The organism is Silanimonas sp. (genome assembly GCF_027531545.1).
Lineage (GTDB): Bacteria > Pseudomonadota > Gammaproteobacteria > Xanthomonadales > Xanthomonadaceae > Silanimonas.
Map to the genome: position 1 here is coordinate 53,337 of NZ_JAPZSC010000018.1, position 15,889 is coordinate 69,225.

General features: G+C 71.5%; 16 protein-coding genes. 6 read left to right on the forward strand and 10 right to left on the reverse strand.

The features are described from left to right. Positions 1-7 precede the first annotated feature (7 nt). Both O9280_RS11450 and hrpB read right to left on the reverse strand, forming a co-directional pair. Positions 8-523, reverse strand: a complete 516-nt coding sequence (locus O9280_RS11450; RefSeq protein WP_298342635.1) for a hypothetical protein — start codon at positions 521-523, stop codon at positions 8-10. A gap of 13 nt (positions 524-536) precedes the next feature. Then, positions 537-3,026 (reverse strand): ATP-dependent helicase HrpB, encoded by a 2,490-nt coding sequence (hrpB, locus tag O9280_RS11455; protein WP_298343333.1) that lies wholly within the window; start codon positions 3,024-3,026, stop codon positions 537-539. Positions 3,027-3,138: 112 nt separating this feature from the next. On the opposite strand from hrpB, the gene O9280_RS11460 reads away from it, so the two are divergent. From O9280_RS11460 to O9280_RS11470, 3 genes are all read left to right on the forward strand, one after another. Then, the gene (locus O9280_RS11460) at positions 3,139-4,098 is read left to right on the forward strand and encodes an energy transducer TonB (protein WP_298342638.1); all 960 of its coding nucleotides are present in this window, start codon (positions 3,139-3,141) and stop codon (positions 4,096-4,098) included. Positions 4,099-4,268: 170 nt separating this feature from the next. Next, positions 4,269-5,249, forward strand: a complete 981-nt coding sequence (locus tag O9280_RS11465) for an energy transducer TonB (protein WP_298342641.1) — start codon at positions 4,269-4,271, stop codon at positions 5,247-5,249. Positions 5,250-5,401: 152 nt separating this feature from the next. Then, positions 5,402-6,397: an energy transducer TonB gene (locus O9280_RS11470; protein ID WP_298342643.1), complete on the forward strand. Its 996-nt coding sequence runs from the start codon at positions 5,402-5,404 to the stop codon at positions 6,395-6,397. Between the two features lie 78 nt (positions 6,398-6,475). Here O9280_RS11470 and O9280_RS11475 read toward each other — a convergent pair whose 3' ends face one another. The 7 genes from O9280_RS11475 to O9280_RS11505 form a co-directional block, all read right to left on the reverse strand. Next, positions 6,476-7,648 (reverse strand): ABC transporter permease, encoded by a 1,173-nt coding sequence (locus O9280_RS11475; RefSeq protein WP_298342645.1) that lies wholly within the window; start codon positions 7,646-7,648, stop codon positions 6,476-6,478. Continuing rightward, positions 7,645-8,391 (reverse strand): ATP-binding cassette domain-containing protein, encoded by a 747-nt coding sequence (locus O9280_RS11480; RefSeq protein ID WP_298342648.1) that lies wholly within the window; start codon positions 8,389-8,391, stop codon positions 7,645-7,647. The genes O9280_RS11475 and O9280_RS11480 overlap by 4 nt, the downstream gene beginning before the upstream one ends. A 10-nt stretch (positions 8,392-8,401) precedes the next feature. Next, a complete protein-coding gene (locus O9280_RS11485) occupies positions 8,402-9,886 on the reverse strand; it encodes an alpha/beta hydrolase (RefSeq protein WP_298342651.1) in 1,485 nt (494 codons plus the stop codon). A 58-nt stretch (positions 9,887-9,944) separates the two neighbouring features. Next, entirely contained in the window at positions 9,945-10,142 is a 198-nt protein-coding gene (locus tag O9280_RS11490; RefSeq protein ID WP_298343336.1) for a helix-turn-helix transcriptional regulator, read from the reverse strand. Next, positions 10,142-10,570, reverse strand: a complete 429-nt coding sequence (locus O9280_RS11495) for a hypothetical protein (RefSeq protein WP_298342654.1) — start codon at positions 10,568-10,570, stop codon at positions 10,142-10,144. The genes O9280_RS11490 and O9280_RS11495 overlap by 1 nt, the downstream gene beginning before the upstream one ends. After that, positions 10,567-10,812: a hypothetical protein gene (locus O9280_RS11500; RefSeq protein ID WP_298342657.1), complete on the reverse strand. Its 246-nt coding sequence runs from the start codon at positions 10,810-10,812 to the stop codon at positions 10,567-10,569. Before O9280_RS11500 ends, O9280_RS11495 begins: the two co-directional genes overlap by 4 nt. A 108-nt stretch (positions 10,813-10,920) precedes the next feature. Further along, positions 10,921-11,655 (reverse strand): FAD-binding oxidoreductase, encoded by a 735-nt coding sequence (locus tag O9280_RS11505; RefSeq protein WP_298343339.1) that lies wholly within the window; start codon positions 11,653-11,655, stop codon positions 10,921-10,923. A 141-nt stretch (positions 11,656-11,796) separates the two neighbouring features. Between O9280_RS11505 and O9280_RS11510 the strand changes: the two genes are divergently transcribed. Next, the gene (locus O9280_RS11510) at positions 11,797-13,533 is read left to right on the forward strand and encodes an AMP-binding protein (RefSeq protein ID WP_298342660.1); all 1,737 of its coding nucleotides are present in this window, start codon (positions 11,797-11,799) and stop codon (positions 13,531-13,533) included. 12 nt (positions 13,534-13,545) lie between these two features. Here the strand turns inward: O9280_RS11510 and O9280_RS11515 are convergent, their stop codons facing one another. Further along, positions 13,546-14,247, reverse strand: a complete 702-nt coding sequence (locus O9280_RS11515; protein ID WP_298342664.1) for an amino acid racemase — start codon at positions 14,245-14,247, stop codon at positions 13,546-13,548. Positions 14,248-14,298: 51 nt separating this feature from the next. On the opposite strand from O9280_RS11515, the gene O9280_RS11520 reads away from it, so the two are divergent. Both O9280_RS11520 and O9280_RS11525 read left to right on the forward strand, forming a co-directional pair. Beyond that, entirely contained in the window at positions 14,299-15,159 is an 861-nt protein-coding gene (locus O9280_RS11520; protein WP_298342667.1) for a methylated-DNA--[protein]-cysteine S-methyltransferase, read from the forward strand. Between the two features lie 99 nt (positions 15,160-15,258). Beyond that, positions 15,259-15,867: a hypothetical protein gene (locus O9280_RS11525; protein WP_298342670.1), complete on the forward strand. Its 609-nt coding sequence runs from the start codon at positions 15,259-15,261 to the stop codon at positions 15,865-15,867. Positions 15,868-15,889: the final 22 nt, after the last annotated feature.

Sequence of the window (15,889 nt, forward strand, 5' to 3'; positions counted from 1 at the left end):
GAACGGCTTAGGGGGCCAGCCCGGGGCCGCTGCGGCTGGCGGCGGCACGGGGCCGCGCGGCGGGCCGCAGGGTCGTGGCCAACAGCGTCAGGGGCAAGCCGACGACCGCCGCCGTGGCCAGCAGGTCGTAGGTCGTGTGGTAGCCCTGCGCCGCCATCAGCGCGTGGTAGGCCAGCGTCACCGCCAAGGCCCAAGGCCAGCGGGCCGGATGCCACATCAGCAGGGTCGCCCACGCCGCCAGATGGACTGCGCCGTGCGTGCTGAAGTCGAGGCCAAACAGCGGGAACACGCCGAGCGCGCGATCAAGGTAGGCCAGCCCGTAGGCCACCGACAGGCAGAGCACCAGCGTGATCGGCAGTCCGAAGGTCTCGCGGCGACGCCCCGCCCGCCACGCCGCGACCACCAGGCCGAAGAGCAGGACGCCGAGCGCCGGGTTGACGGCATCGGCGAACGGATCGATCGCGGGCCAGCGCACCGGCGGCGCGGCGACGGCGAGGGTCGTGGAGAGGGTGTCGAGGCTCATGCGGGTCGGTGGCTCAGGTGCCGCGCGGCTTGGCGCGGTGCGTGGCGGTGGCGGTCCACGGGTCGTCCGGCCACGGGTGCCGCGGGTAGCGGCCCTTCATGTCCTTCTTCACGTCCGGGTAGGCGTTGTTCCAGAAGCTCTTGAGGTCCTGCGTGATCGCCAGCGGCGCGCCGCCCGGCGAGAGCAGGTGCAGGGTGAGCGGCACGCGGCCGTCAGCAATCCGCGGGGTATCGGCGAGGCCGAACAGCTCCTGCAGCTTGCAGGCCAGCACGGGCCGCTCGCCGTGCGCGTAGGTGATCGGCCGCTCCATGCCCGAAGGCACGGTGATGCGGCGCGGGGCCAGCGCGTCCAGCTTCGATTTCAGCGACCAGTCGAGGCGCGACTTCAGCGCGTCGCCAAGGTCCTCTTCCGACAAGGCATCGAGCCGCGTCTTTCCGCTGAAGGCAGGCTTCAGCCAGTCGTCGAGCGTCGCGAGCAGGGCGTCGTCGCTGGCGTCCGGCCAGCCGAGTTCCGGCATCCAGTCGCGCAGGCAGCGCAGGCGTTCCAGCCATTGCTTGAGACCTTCCGTCCACGGCAGGGCCTCGAGGCCGAGTTCACGCACGGCATCGGTGAGCGCCTGCGCGGCGCGCGCCGGGTCGGGGCGGCCGGCCGGCTTGCTCTCCAGCACGATGCGGTCGAAGCGCCGCTCGCGGCGGGCGACGAGGGCGCGGGCGTTGGCGTCCCAGCGCACGGTGTCTTCCTCGACGAAGCGTTCCGGGAATTCGCGCTGCAGTCGCGTTTCGTCGACCGGCGCGCCACGCAGGATCAACCCATCGCGCGCCTCGAAGCGCAGCTCGCTGACGACGATCCACGGCTCACCGTAGAGCGCCGAATCGTCGAACACGCGCGCGCTGCGGCCATTGCTCAAGGCATAGCGGCGCGGGTCGGTGGGGTGCTGTACGCCGATGCGGTCAGGAAAGGCATGCAGCAGCAGGTCGCCGAGGAGATGGTTCGGCGCGTCCTTCGGCGGCGCGGCCTCGCAGCGCAGGCGGCGACGCCACTGCTTGGCCTGCTGGTCGATGGCGGCGAGCCCCGAGCGCGAGGCCTCCGGCGGCGCGCGCCCGGCGCGGAAGGCGGCCAGCGCCTGCCAGCGCGCGGCGACGTCGTCACGGCGTGGGCCCTTCAGCGGGTCGCGCGCTTCGATCAGTGCCGCGAGGTCGCAGGCCAACGCGGTCTCGGCGGCATCGCTCGGCGCCAGCAGCATCGCGGCGAGGCGCGGGTGCGTGCCGAGCGCCAGAACGCGCTTGCCGAACGCGGTGATGCGACCACTCGCATCGAGCGCACCGAGGCTCTTCAGCAGATCGACGCCGGCCGCCAACGCGCCGCGCGGCGGCGCATCGACGAAGCGCAGGTCGGCCTCGCCCCAGGCCGCGAGCTCCAGCGCGAGGCCGGAGAGTTCGACCTGCGCGATCTCGGCGCGGCGGTTGGGTTCGAGACGCTGCGATTCCGGCCAGAGTCGATAACACCAGCCCTCGGCCACGCGGCCGGCACGACCGGCGCGCTGGTCGGCGCTGGCCTGCGAGATCGCCACGGTGTCCAGCCGCGAGAAGCCGGAGTTCGGCTCGAAGCGCGGTTCGCGCGCGAGGCCGCTGTCGATCACCACGCGCACGCCGGGCAGGGTGACGCTCGATTCCGCGACGTTCGTCGCCAGCACCACGCGGCGGCGGCCGTCGGGGTCGGGGTTCAGCGCCGCCGACTGGGCTTCCACCGGCAGCTCGCCGTGCAGCGGCAGCAGGCGCACGTCGGCGGGCAGCACCGGCTCCAGCGCCCGCGTCGCGTCGGCGATCTCGCGCTGGCCCGGCACGAACACCAGCAGGTCGCCGGGATGCTGGGCCAACGCGTGTTCCACGCAGCGGCGTAACTGCGCGGTCGCCGGCTCGTCGCGGCGCGCGGGGAAGTGGCGGGTGGTGACGGGATACGCCCGGCCTTCGGCGGTGAGGCGCGGCGCGTCGAGGAAACGCGCCAGCCGCTCGCCGTCGAGCGTCGCGGACATCACCACGATCCGCAGGTCGGGCCGAAGCTGGGCCTGCACGTCGAGCGCCAAGGCGAGCCCGAGGTCGGCAGCGAGGTGGCGCTCATGGAACTCGTCGAACAGGATCGCGGCGATGCCGTCCAGCGTCGGGTCGTCCTGGACGAGGCGCGTGAGGATGCCTTCCGTCACCACCTCCACCTGCGTGGCCGCCGAGACCTTCGCCTCGAAGCGGATGCGGTAGCCGACCGTGCGCCCAACTTCTTCGCCCCGTTGCTTCGCCATGAAGCCGGCGGCGGCCCGCGCGGCAACGCGGCGCGGTTCGAGCATCAGGATCTTCCCGCCGGCGCGCCACGGCGCGTCGAGCAGGGCCAGCGGCACCTGCGTGGTCTTGCCCGCGCCCGAGGGCGCTTCGAGGACGAGGCGCGGATGAGCGTCGAGCGCGGCGCGCAGCTCGGGCAGCAGGGGCGAAATGGGGAAAATCACGGCGCGCAGGGTACCCGAGCCCGTGCGCGCCGCCGCACTTCGCGACTGCCGCCCCCGATTCGCCACGACGCTGTCATGCGCCACGCCTACGGTGCCGGGCCCTGATCCGCCGAGCTCCGCCATGCGCGCCGCTGTCCGACTCACCCTTCCCGCGCTGTTCGCCCTGGGCCTGGCCGCCTGCGGGGGCGAGGCCCCGTCGTCGCCCGCGGCCCCGGCCACGGCGCCCGCTCCGATGACGGCCGCGCCCGCCGCCGCCCCGCTCGACACCGCCGCGCTGCGCGAACGCGCCGCGGCATCGCTGGCCGCCAACCGCCTCTATGCTCCCGCCAGCGACAACGCCGTCGAGGACTACCTCGCCCTGCGCGAACGCCAACCCGGCGACGACGCCGTGGACACGGCCCTCTCCGACCTCGCGCCCTACGTGATCATCGGAGCGGAGCAGGCCACCACCGCCGAAGCCTTCCCGGAAGCGACGCGACTGATCGAGCTGCTCGCCCGGATGGACGCCGAAGCCCCCGCCGTGCCGCGCCTGCGCGAGGCCCTGGCCGCCGCGCAGGCCAACGCGGAGGCTCGCACCGCCGCGGAACTGGCGGACGCAGAGCGCCTCGCCGCCGAGGCCCAGCGGAGCGCCGCGAGCGCGCAGGCCCGCGCCAGCACCCTCGCGACGCCCGCTGCCGCGGCACCGCCCACGCCAACGCCGGCCTCCGTGCCTGCGCCGGCGCCCCCGTCCCGGCCGGCCGCCGCAGCGCCGGCGAACCCGCCCGCCACCCGCACCGCCGCCGCAGCGAACCCGGCGCCGACGCCGGTGGCACCGCGTCCGGCCGCACCGGCGCCGCGCACCTTGGTCAACCGCGTGTCGCCCCGCTTTCCCGAAGCGGCCGTCCGCCGTCGCCTCGAAGGCGAGGTGGAAGTGGCCCTCCGCATCCGCGCCGACGGCGGGGTCGAGGCCGTCGAGGTGGTGCGCGCCGACCCGCCGGGTGTGTTCGACCGCGAGGCCGTGCTCGCCGTGCGCCGCTGGCGCTATGCCCCGGCCGACGCGCCCAGCGAGGCCCGCGTGGTGCTGCAGTTCAAGCGGCCCTGACACCAGGGGGTGACGGTCGGCGGCACAACGCCGGCTGAAGCGGCCCAACGCCACCTGAAGCGAACCGTCAAACCTCGCCTCCCCTGTGCGCTGGCGCACATCCGCGCCTTGACCGCGCGCGCGCCGGCCCCGACCCTGCGCGCCCTCGTCGAATCCCGCCGGAGCCCGCCATGCGGCCGTCGTCCCCGTTCCGCGTCGCCCGCACCCCGATGCGCCCGCTCGCCCTCGCGATGCTGGCGGCCATGGCCGTGGCCTGCTCGTCGGGCGAGCCCGGGGCCCCCCCCGAGGGTGCCCCGGCGCCCACCGTGATCGCGCCGGCCGAGCCTGCGGCGGCGGCGATGGCCACCGACGACCTCGCGTCGATGGCCCAGCAGGCCGTGGCCGACAACCGCATCTACGCCCCCGAGGGCGACAACGCGATCGAGTTCTACCTGGCCCAGCGCGAGCGGGAGCCTGCGGGGGAGCCCAGCGCGGAGGCGGCCCTGATCGAACTGCAGCCCTACGCGATGATGGCCGCCGAGCAGGCCATCGCCGGCGCGGACTTCCCGGAGGCCGAGCGCCTGATCGCGCTGATGGTGCGCATCGATGCGACCGCCCCGTCCCTAGCTCGCTTGCGTGAGGACCTCGACGCCGCCCGCAACGCCCAGGCCGCGGCCCTCGCCGCCGCCGAGGCCGCTGAAGCCGAAGCCGCCGCCGAAGTCGCCGCCACGCCGCCGGCGACCCGCCCGGCGCCGGCACCGCGCCCGTCCGCCGCACCGCCGTCGCGCGCACCGACCACCGCCGTTCGCACCCCCTCCCCGGCACCGGCACGCCCGGCCAACCCCGCGGCGACAGCAACCGCGCCCGCCCAACGGCCGTCAGCAACGCCGGCCACCCCTGCCCGGTCCGCCCCGGCTGCCGGCCCCCTGGTGCCGGTGAGCACGCCGTTCCCGCCCTTCCCGAGCGAGGCCATCGCCCGCGGCCGGTCGATGGGCAGCGTCACGGTGCGCTTCACCGTGCGCGCCAACGGCCGCGTGGCCGATGTCCGGGTGGTCGAGGCCCGGCCGGAAGGCCTGTTCGAGCGCACCGTCATCGACACCCTGGGCGAATGGCGCTTCGAGCCCGGCGCCGGCGACCGCACCGAGACCCGGACCTTCAACTTCCGTAACTGAGCCTCGGCGGCCTCTCCGGCCCAGCAGCGTATTGACGCGGTGCAATGTAAAGACCGGTCGGCGACCGTGCCAGACGTCACGCTTTGGTGTTGACAGAAAGCTAACGAACGCCGGAGTCTGGCCGTTCCCCTTCTCCGGCTGGAATTCCCATCGTGTCCGCTCCGTCGATCCGCAAGCCCTCCGCCGCGCTCGCTACTGCTCTCGCGCTCGCCCTTGGCCTGTCGGCCTGCTCGCCGGCGTCCGAGGAGCCTGCACCGGCGGCTCCGACCGCCGCGCCAGCGGCCGCACCCGCGGAAACCGTGGACCAGGCCGCTCAGGCCGCCGAGGCTGCCGAGGCCACGGCAAGCGCACTGGCCAACCTCACCGATGTGGAACTGCGCGAGAAGGGCAACACTGCCCTGCGCGAGCAGCGCCTCTATGCCCCCGCCGGCGACAACGCGATGGAGTACTACCTCGCGCTGCGCCAGAAGTCGGCCAAGCCGGACGTCTCGGCCGAATCGGCCCTGATCGACCTGATGCCCTACGCGCTGATCGCCTCCGAGCAGGCCATCAACGAGTCCGACTTCACGGAAGCCGAGCGCCTGCTCGAGCTCATGGGCCGCACCGATCCGGAAGCCCCCTCGCTGAACCGCATCCGTGACGCCATCGCCGGCGGCCGCACCGCCGCCGCCGACCGCGAGCGCCAGGACGCCGAGCGCGCCGAGCGCGGGCGCGTGGCCGCCGAGCAGCGGGCCCGCGAGGAAGCCACGGCCGCCGCGACCGCCGCCGCCGCTCCGGCGCCGGCTCCGGCCGAGCCCACCCCGGCCCCGGCCGAGCCCACCCCGGCTCCGGCCCAGCCGGCGCCCGCCCCGGTGGCGGCCGCGCCCGCCCCGGCGCCGGCCGCGCCTGCCCGGACGGGTGGCGCGCCGCGCGCCATCAGCACGCCGCAGCCGCCCTACCCGCGCGAAGCGGCCCGCACCCGCGCCGCGGGCACCGTCACCGTGCAGTACACGATCGGCGCCGACGGCCGCGTCACCAATGTTCAAGTCGTTCGCGCCCGCCCGCGTGGCCTGTTCGATCGCAGCGTGGTGCAGACGGTCTCGGGCTGGCGCTTCGAGGCCACCGGCGAGATCACGACGCAGACCCGCACCTTCGATTTCCGCATGTAATCGAAGCGCTGCCATCGCAGCACGAAGAAGCCCGGCTCTCGCCGGGCTTTTTCTTTGCCGGGGCGTTCGGCCCCGCGATCAGGCCGAGATCGCCAGCTGCTCGCGGTGGTAAAGCCGGGCCGCGATCAACCAAAGCAGCGCGCCGAGGCCGAAACCCGCGCCCAGGTAGGTCGCCCACTGCAGGCCGGTGATCGTTTCCTGGCGCAGCACCATCAGGATCAGCTGGTTCTGCGCGAGGAAGGGCGTGGCGAACATCCACAGCGCGTTCTTCACCGGGTTCACCAGCAGGATGATCGTCGGCAGGATCGGCAGCAGCATCAGGAAGGCCATGTAGCTCTGCGCTTCCTTCAGCGTCTTCACCGAAGCCGAGATCAGCGTCAGCAGCGTGGTGCCGATCAGCACCATCGGCAGCAGCACCAACAGCAGCTTGGCCACCGCCACCATCGAGACATCGACGCCCTTGAACGGGCCGCTGTCGACGAAGCCGAAGCTGAGCTTGAAGGACAGCAGCGTCAGCAGCAGGCCGATCATGCCGAAGGCGCAGGCGGCGGCGATCTTGCCGCTCATGATCGCGCCTCGGCCCGCCGGCGTGGCCAGCAAGGGCTCCAGCGACTGCCGCTCGCGTTCGCCCGCCGTGGCGTCCATCACGAGATAGGCGCCGCCGAGGAAAGCCGAGAGGATCAGCAGGTAGGGCAGGAAGGCCAGGATCATGCCGCGCTTGGCTTCCGGCGTGGCGAGGTCGCGGTAGGTGACGCTGACCGCGGTGCCGAGCGACGGATCCACGCCACGCGCGATCAAGCGGATGGCGCCGGCCTGCCGCCCATACGCCTGCAATGCACGCTCGACGCGACGCACCGGGATGCTGGAATCCTGGCGCGAACTGTCGTGCAGGATCTCCACGGTCGCCGCGCGGCTGGCCCGCCAATCGGTGGCGAAGTCGTCGGCGATGCGCAGGATCACGTCCTTCTCCTGCGAGAGGATCAACGCATCCGGGTTCTCCGGCGCCGCTTCCGCGGCGATGTTCTGCGTGGCGAGGAAGGCGACGAGGTTCGGCGCGATGTCGGCACCGATGATCGGCAGCTTCAGTTCGGACTCGAGCTGGGTCTTGGCGCGGTTCTCGGCGAGGGCGCCCATGCCGAGGATCAGGATCGGGAACAGCAGCGGCGAGAGCAGCAAGCCGTTGATGATGATCTTGCGGTCGCGGAAGATTTCGGCGAGCTCCTTGAGCATCACCGTGATCAGGGTCTTCATGCCTGCAGGCCCTCCTCGGAGCCGATGGCCTGGACGAAGGCGTCTTCGAGATTGGATTCGCCGGTCTGCGCGCGCAGCTCGTCGGGCGAGCCCTGCGCGGTGACACGGCCCTTGGCGATGACCACGATGTGGTCACACAGCGCGCCCACCTCCTGCATGATGTGACTGGAGAGGATCACGCAGCGGCCCTCGCCTTTCAGCTTCAGCAGGAACTCGCGCAGGCCGCGCGTCGTCATCACGTCGAGGCCGTTGGTGGGCTCGTCGAGGATGACGTTCTTCGGGTCGTGCACCAGGGCGCGCGCAATGGCGGTCTTGGTGCGCTGGCCCTGCGAGAAGCCCTCGGTACGGCGGTCGATGAAGTCGCCCATCTGCAGGGCTTCGACGAGGCGGTCGGTGTTCTTGCGGATCGCCGCCTCGTCCATGCCGTGCAGGCGGCCGAAGTAGGTGATGTTCTCGCGCGCGGTGAGGCGCTTGTAGACGCCACGCGCGTCCGGCAGCACGCCGAGCGAGCGGCGCACGGCTTCGGCCTCGACGTAGGCGTCGCGGCCATCCACGCGCACGCTGCCTTTGTCGGGCTTCATCAGCGTGTAGAGCATGCGCAGCGTGGTGGTCTTGCCGGCGCCGTTGGGGCCGAGCAGGCCGGTGATGGCGCCGTCGCGGGCGGTGAAGCCAACGCCCGAAACGGCGCTGACCAGCCCGGTCTTGGTCTTGAACTGCTTGTGCAGGTCGGTGAGTTCGATCATGGCAGTGTCCTCAGGGCTCCCAGCCGTGCAGGCCGGTGCCGGGGGGAAGCGGGGCGAGGCGGTCGAGGCAGGCGGCATCGAGCCCCTTCGCATCGGCGGTCTCGATGAATTGCGCGAACAGCTTGGGCATGCAGCCTTCATTGATCGGCGTGTGGCCCTGGCCTTTCAGCACGAGGTGGCGCGCGTTCGGCAGTTCGGCGATGGCGGCGTCGCCATAGCGCGGCGGCGTCACCGGATCGAACTCGCCGCTGATGGCCAAGACGGGCAGATCGCCAGTGAGCGGCGCGCGGAAGTCGGCCGGGCGCTGGCCGCGCGGCCACACCGCGCACTGGGCTTTGGTGAAGGCGACGAACTCCGCACCCATCACGGTCTCGGCGTCGGCCGGATCGGGCTGCATCTCGTCGGCGTCCTCGGTGCAGATCACCGAGAGCTGCATGCCGTGCATGATCGACTCGCCGATGTTGCCCATCAGGAAGCGCGACTGCGCCATCAGCGGCGCGTAGTCGCCGTCAGCGGCCTGCTTCAGCACCACCGGCAGCAGGGTCGCGGTGAGCGGCGAATAGCTGTAGAGCCGCAGCGCGATGGTGAGGTGGCCGAGGGTGGGCACCTCCTCGCGACGCTCGCCGGTGGTCGGGTCGCGGTAGGCCACCGGCGCGAGGCCCGGCTGCGACAGCGCGTCGCGCACCGTGGCCAGCGCGGCGCGGGCATCCGGCACGGCCTTCGCGCAGGCGGCATCGGCGGCGCAGCGCGCGAACTGCGCGTCGAGCGTGGCGTCGAGGTTCTTCGCATGCTCGCTACCGAGCACGAGGCTCATCGGCGCGACACTGTCGATCACCACCGCCCGCGTGTGCTGCGGGAAGGTCTTGGCGTACTGCTGCGCCACGCGGGTGCCGTAGCTGCCGCCGTAGAGGTTGATGCGCTCGGCGCCGATGGCCTGGCGCACGGCGTCGAGATCGGCGACGGCGTCGGTCGTCGTGTAGTGGCGCACGTCCGAGGTCTTCGAGAGTTCGGCGAGGCAGGCTTCGGCGAAGCGCGCCGCGGCGTCGGGGCTCTCGTCGGAAGGGTCGCTGAAGGCGTTGTTGCCCTCGGCATCGCGACAGGCCAGCGGGTTCGAGCCGCCGGTGCCGCGCTGGTCGACGAGGATGACGTTGCGCGTGCGCATCACGTCGCGGAAGCCGGGCGCGACCGAGGGGAAGGAATCGCGCGCGCCCTGCCCCGGGCCGCCCGCGAGCATGAAGATCGGGTCGGGCTCGGCTTCGCTTTCGGTGGGCACCCAGGCGATCGCGAGCTCGATCTTCCGGCCATCGGGTTCGGCACGGTTCTCGGGTACGGACAGCGTGGTGCACTGGGCTTCGACCGGGCCAGCCGCGCCGCTGCCGGCGAGGGTGCAGGGTTCGAATTGCAGCGTGCCGAGCGGGCGCGCCGCGAGGCCGCCGGCGCCGAGCAGTGGGAGGGCCGTGGCCAAGGCCAGCGGAAGGACAGAGAGACGGTACATCGATGACTCCGTCGTGGCGGGTGGGGGAGGGAAAGGGAGGGGAAGGAGCGGGGCGGGCTCAGGCGGCGGCGTCGTCAAAGAGGGTTTCGATGGGTTCGCCGAACAGGCGCGCAAGCTTGAAGGCCAGCGGCAGGCTGGGGTCGTACTTGCCGGTCTCGATCGCATTGACGGTTTGCCGGGACACGGCCAACTGCTCGGCCAGTTCGGCTTGCGACCAGCCGAGTGCCTCGCGACGTTCGCGAATGACGTTGCGCATCATCCGTGCCGCCAGCGGCCGACGACCTTGCCGAGCGTGTAAACGAGCATCACCGCCGGCAGCATGCCGTAGGCAATCAAGGTGCCGTCGAGCACCACGAGCTTGAACAGGCCCAGCAAACCGAGCGCGAAGTAAGCCATGCCGACGAGCAGCACGCCGATGGCGATGCCGTAGACCTCGATCAACTTCTCCCACTCGTCGCAATCGCGGAAGTAGTCGATGTAGACCTTGATGATCCATACCATCGGCAGCACCGGCAGCAGCGCAAGCGACGCGAGCACGGCGAAGGGCCACTCGTCGCGGTATTCGCGAACGAGCAACGCGCTGCCCAGCATGACGGCCAGGAATGCCAGGGTTGGCGCGATGCTGTTGCGGTAGTAGCGCTTCTCGTTCGGCGTGAAGCGCACCATGTCGATGAAGGGGTTCATCCGGCGTAGCTCCGTAGCACCACCGCCTTGGCGAGGCCGTAGGTGCCGAACAGCGTGGGGAGCACGAGGATGGCCACGAGGTCGCCCTTCAGGGCGAACACGCCGGCACTGGCGAGGAAGCCTGCCACCATGAAGCCGATGCCGGTCACCATCGCGGCCAGCGCGACCAGCAGCCAGCGCAGGTAGCGCCGGATGGGCGGGGTCAGGCACTCGTCATCGCGGACGGGCGTGGTGGCGAGCATGGTCCGGCTCCGGGGGTGTCAAGGACGCTTGACACCATCCTCCACCCGCCGCGATCCCGATGTCAAGCGTCCTTTACACCCCGCCTCGTGCCGCCAACCCGGACGGGCTTACTTCCCGCTGACGTACTTCTCGCGGCGGATCTGCGGCACCGGCAGGCCCGCGGCCTTCAGCGCCTCGAAGGCGGCATCGACCATGTTCGGGTTGCCACAGAGGTAGGCGATGTCGCCGTCGGCCTGCGGTTCGAGCGCGGCGATCTGCTCGGTCACGTAGCCGCGGCGCGCGTCGGGGCCGGCGGCCTCGTTGAACTCGCGGGAATAGCAGGGCACGAAGCGGAGATACGAGCGGTGCTTCGCGGCCATGGCGCGGAAGTCGTCGGCGTAGATCAGCTCGGCCTCGCTGCGGGCGCCGAACAGCACCAACACGTGCACGCCGCGCTCGAGGATGGCCTTCTCCAGCAGCGGCAGCATCGAGCGGTAGGGCGTGACGCCGGTGCCGGTGGCAATGAGCAGGTAGCGGCGGTTGGCGTCGTTAGGCAGCAGGCAGAAGCGCCCGAACGGGCCGCTCGCCATCACTTCGTCGCCGTCCTTCAGGCCCTCGAACAGCGCCGTGGCCGTGCCGCCCGGCACGAAGGACGCCGCGATATCCACCGCCTCGCCCGGACCCATCGCATGGTCGTGGATGGTGGCCAGCGAGTAGCTGCGCTTGGTCGGCTCGCCGTCCCGCCCGATGAGGTGGATCTGGATGAACTGCCCGGGGATGTAGTCGAGCGCCTGCCCGTCGGCACGCTGGAAGCTCAGGTGGGCGACAGCGGGGGCCAGCATGCGCTTGGCCACCAGCTTCATGGGGAATTGGGGAATCAAGGGACGGCTCCGGAAGACACGGGATTATGGCCCGCGCCGGCGTGCGCGGGGCGTGGCGGCGCCACCACGCGGCGTGCACGCGGCTCGGCCAAGGCTGGGGCGACCTGCCCGCGCCGACCCGCCATGACCCCGACCGCCGCTCCGCACGCCGACACCCTCGCCCTGCAGCGCCTCTACCACTGGGAGCGGCATTCGCCCGGCAAGCGCGTCTTCGTGCAGCCCTATGGGCCCGGCGACGTGCGCCACTGGACCTGGGGCGAGGCACTCATCGAGACCCGGCGCATGGCCGCGCACCTGCAGTCGCTGGGCCTGCCGCCCGGCTCGCGCATCGCGCTCATCTCGAAGAACTGCGCGCACTGGCTGATGGCCGACTGGGCGATCTGGATGGCCGGCCACGTGTCGGTGCCGCTGTATCCCACGCTCACCGGCACCTCGGTGCGCGAACTGCTCGCCCACAGCGGCGCCTCGCTGCTGTTCGTCGGCAAGCTCGACGATTGGGCGTCGATTGAACCCGGTATTCCCGACGAGCTGCCCTGCATCGCGTTCCCGCTGGCGCCCGAAGGCGCGAAGCGGCGCTTCAGCGGCTGGGACGCCGCTTGCGCCGCCCAAGGCCCGCTGGCCGGCACGCCAACGCGCGCGGCGGACGAGCTCGCCACGATCATCTACACCTCGGGCACCACCGGCATGGCGAAGGGCGTGATGCACGCCTTCGGCAACTTCGCCGCCGCCACCGCCGCCGTGTTGGCGCGCGTGCCCTTCCACCCCGGCGATCGCCTGCTCTCCTATCTCCCGCTGTCGCACATCGTCGAGCGCACGTTCCTCGAACACACGCTGCTCGCCACCGGCTACGAGGTGTACTTCGCCGAGTCGCTCGACACCTTCATCGCCGACCTGCAGCGCGCGCGCCCCACCCGCTTCGCCTCGGTGCCGCGGCTGTACCTGAAGTTCCAGCAGGGCGTGCTGGCCAAGGTGCCGGCGGCGAAGCTGGATCGCCTGCTGAAGCTGCCCGTCATCGGCTGGCTGGTGAAGCGCAGGGTGCTGAAGGGCCTCGGCCTCGACCAGTGCATTTGCGCCGGTGGTGGCGCCGCGCCCATGCCGCCGGCGATGCTCGAGTGGTACAAGCGCCTCGGCCTCGAGATCCTCGAGGCCTATGGCATGACCGAGAACTGCGGCGTCACCCACACCAACGTGAAGGGCCACCAGCAGATCGGCACCGTCGGCCCGCCCTACCCCGGCGCCGAGGTTCGACTCGACCCGAGCACGCAGGAAGTGCAGGTGCGCTGCGCCTGGAACATGCAGGGCTACTACCGCGATGAGGCCGCGACGACCGCCGCGTTCACCGACGACGGCTTCCTGAAGACCGGCGACAAGGGCGCCATCGCCGCCGACGGCGCGCTGAAGATCACCGGACGCGTCAAGGACGCCTTCAAGACCAGCAAGGCGAAGTACGTCGAACCCGGCCCGATCGAAGAGAAGCTTTCCGCACTGCCGCTGTTCGAAGCCTGTTGCGTGGCCGGCGCCAGCCTGCCGCAGCCCGTGGGCCTGGTGATGCTCGGCGACGCGGCGCGCGCCAAGGCCGCGACGGCGGCGGGCAAGGCCGAGATCGAGGCCATGCTGGCGAAGCATCTCGACGCCGTGAACGCGACGCTCGACAGCTACCTGCACCTCGACGCGCTGATCGTCGTCGGCGAGGAATGGACCGTCGACAACGGCCTGATCACCCCGACGATGAAGGTGAAGCGCGCCGGCATCGATGCCACGTACGGCCCGCACTTCGAGCGCTGGCTGGCGAGCGGCGCGAAGTTGGTGTGGGCCGAGCGCGTGGTGGCGGAGACGCCGAAGGCCGCGCAGGCGGCCTGAAGCACGCTGCGCTCAGGCCTCACCCAGCAACCACGCCACGCCGGCTGCGGCGTGGAGCGCCATGGTGTCGAGCAGCGGCACCGCGCTGTCCTCATCGCGCACGATCATCATCAGCTCGGTGCAGCCGAGGATGACGCCCTCGGCGCCGGCCGCGACGCCGCGCGCGATCACGCCGCGCAGGGCGTCGCGCGAGGTTTCCAGCACGCGCCCGGCGACCAGTTCTTCGAAGATGACTCGATGCACCTCGGCGCGGTCGGCGGCGTCGGGCACGAACACCTCGAGCCCCTCGGCGCGCAGGCGATCGAGCAGGAACGGCTGTTCCATCGCGAAGGCCGTGCCCAGGAACAGCAGGCGACGGCAGCCCGCCGCGCGCGCCGCCGCGGCCGTCGGCGTGGCGATATGCAGGACGGGCAAACCGCCGCCCGTTTCGACGGCCTCGACCAGCTTGTGCATGGTGTTGGCGCAGATCATCACCGCGCCCGCGCCCGCCGCCGCGAGGCCGCGCGCCGCGTCGGCCATCAAGACCGCCAGCTCGTCCCAGCGCCCCGCATGCTGCAGCGCGCTGATCGTCGCGAAATCGAAGGAATGCAGGCGCAGCTCGGCGGCATGCGGCGCACCGCGCGCCACGCGCACGCCCTCGTTGAGGGCGCGGTAGTAGTGGGCGGTGCTCTCCCAGCTGATGCCGCCGATGAGGCCGAGGACGCGATCCGACATGGCGGCAAGAAACGGAGTGCGGGCCCAGCCCGGGGCGGCCAGAATGCCGCCATGCCCGAGCACTCCGCCACCCTCCGCGCCTGCGACGACGACGCCCTGATCGCAGTGGCTCGAACCATCGCGACCCGCGCCGACGAACCGTGGCCACTGGCCGATCTCGCGGCCCCATTCGGACTCTCGCCCTCGGCCTTCCAGCGCCGCTTCACGGCAGTCATTGGGCTCTCGCCGAAGGCACTGCAGGACGCCGCGCGCTTGGGTCGGCTGAAGTCGGCCTTGAAGGCCGGCAGCCGGGTTACCGACGCCATCCTTGAGGCCGGCTTCGGTTCGACCAGCCGGGTGTACGGCGAGGCCCCGCGCGATCTCGGCATGACGCTCTCCGCCTACCGCGACGGCGCCGCGGGTGAGCTCATCCATTGGGCGGTGCGCGAGACGCGACTCGGGTGGCTGGCGATGGCCGCCACCGCGCGCGGCGTGTGCTTCGCGCAGTTCGGTGATGATGCCGATGGGCTGCGGGCCGAACTCGCACGCGAATTCCCGAAGGCCGCGCGGGTCGAGAGCGCGGGCAGTGCGCAGCTCGACGCATGGATCGAGGCCCTCGACGCGCACCTCTCCCGTTCGGTCCCCATGCCCGACCTGCCGCTCGACCTCCAGGGCACGTCCTTCCAGATGCGGGTGTGGCGCTTCCTGCAAGGCATCCCGCTGGGCGAGACGCGCTCCTATGCCGACGTGGCCCAGGCCATCGGCGCGCCGAAGGCCACCCGCGCGGTCGGCACGGCCTGCGGCGCGAACCGGGTGGCCGTGCTGGTGCCCTGCCATCGCGTGCTTCGAGGCGACGGGGCGCTCGGCGGCTACCGCTGGGGGCTGGAGCGCAAGCGCGCGCTACTCAAGACAGAGGCGACGACGACCCAGTGACGAGCCCCAAACGCTTGCCCCCCCCCCCCACGGACTCGTCTAGGATTGAATCGCGCCTTGCGGTGCACCCCCCAACTCAATGACAGAGGACGTTCCCCCATGTCCATGCTTGGACTCACGCTTGCGCTCGCGGTTGCTGCCGCGCCCGAAGCCGCAACCCCCGAGATGATTCCGCCGGCTGCTGCCCAGTGCGTTGGGCAAAGTGTGTTGATCGAATCCCGCCGATCGTTGCGTGGTGCAGAGGCCGCCCGCACGCACGAAGCGGTCGGACGTATCGTTCTCCAAACACCGGGGCTTTCAAACTCTAGTCGCACTTCGTTTCTTCGCCGATCGTCGGCAACGGTCGGCACGGCGTACGCTATTTCTCGTCGAACGATCTGCATTGCGGCCGCTGAAGCGTCAACGAAGGGTGTCGTCGATCCGCCTGATTTCCCGGACATTCCGCTCGACCGTTTCGCGTCACCCGGGGACACCTTTGTCTACAGCACGTGCGACCCCATCAGCAGATACAAGGCGACGTACACGCTCCGCTATGTGAGCGACAAGGACGGTAACCCGGCCACGAAAGACCCGGGCTGGATCATCGACAAGGAAGTGAAAGGGTTGCTTACCGCCGGTTGCCCCGTCGAGCAACGAGCTTGGGGGAGGGGTCCGCAACGGCTCCCTCCTCGCTCCACCGGGACTGCAGCCGCCGTTCCGTCGCGCTGAACGCCGCATTCCGGCGCAGCTA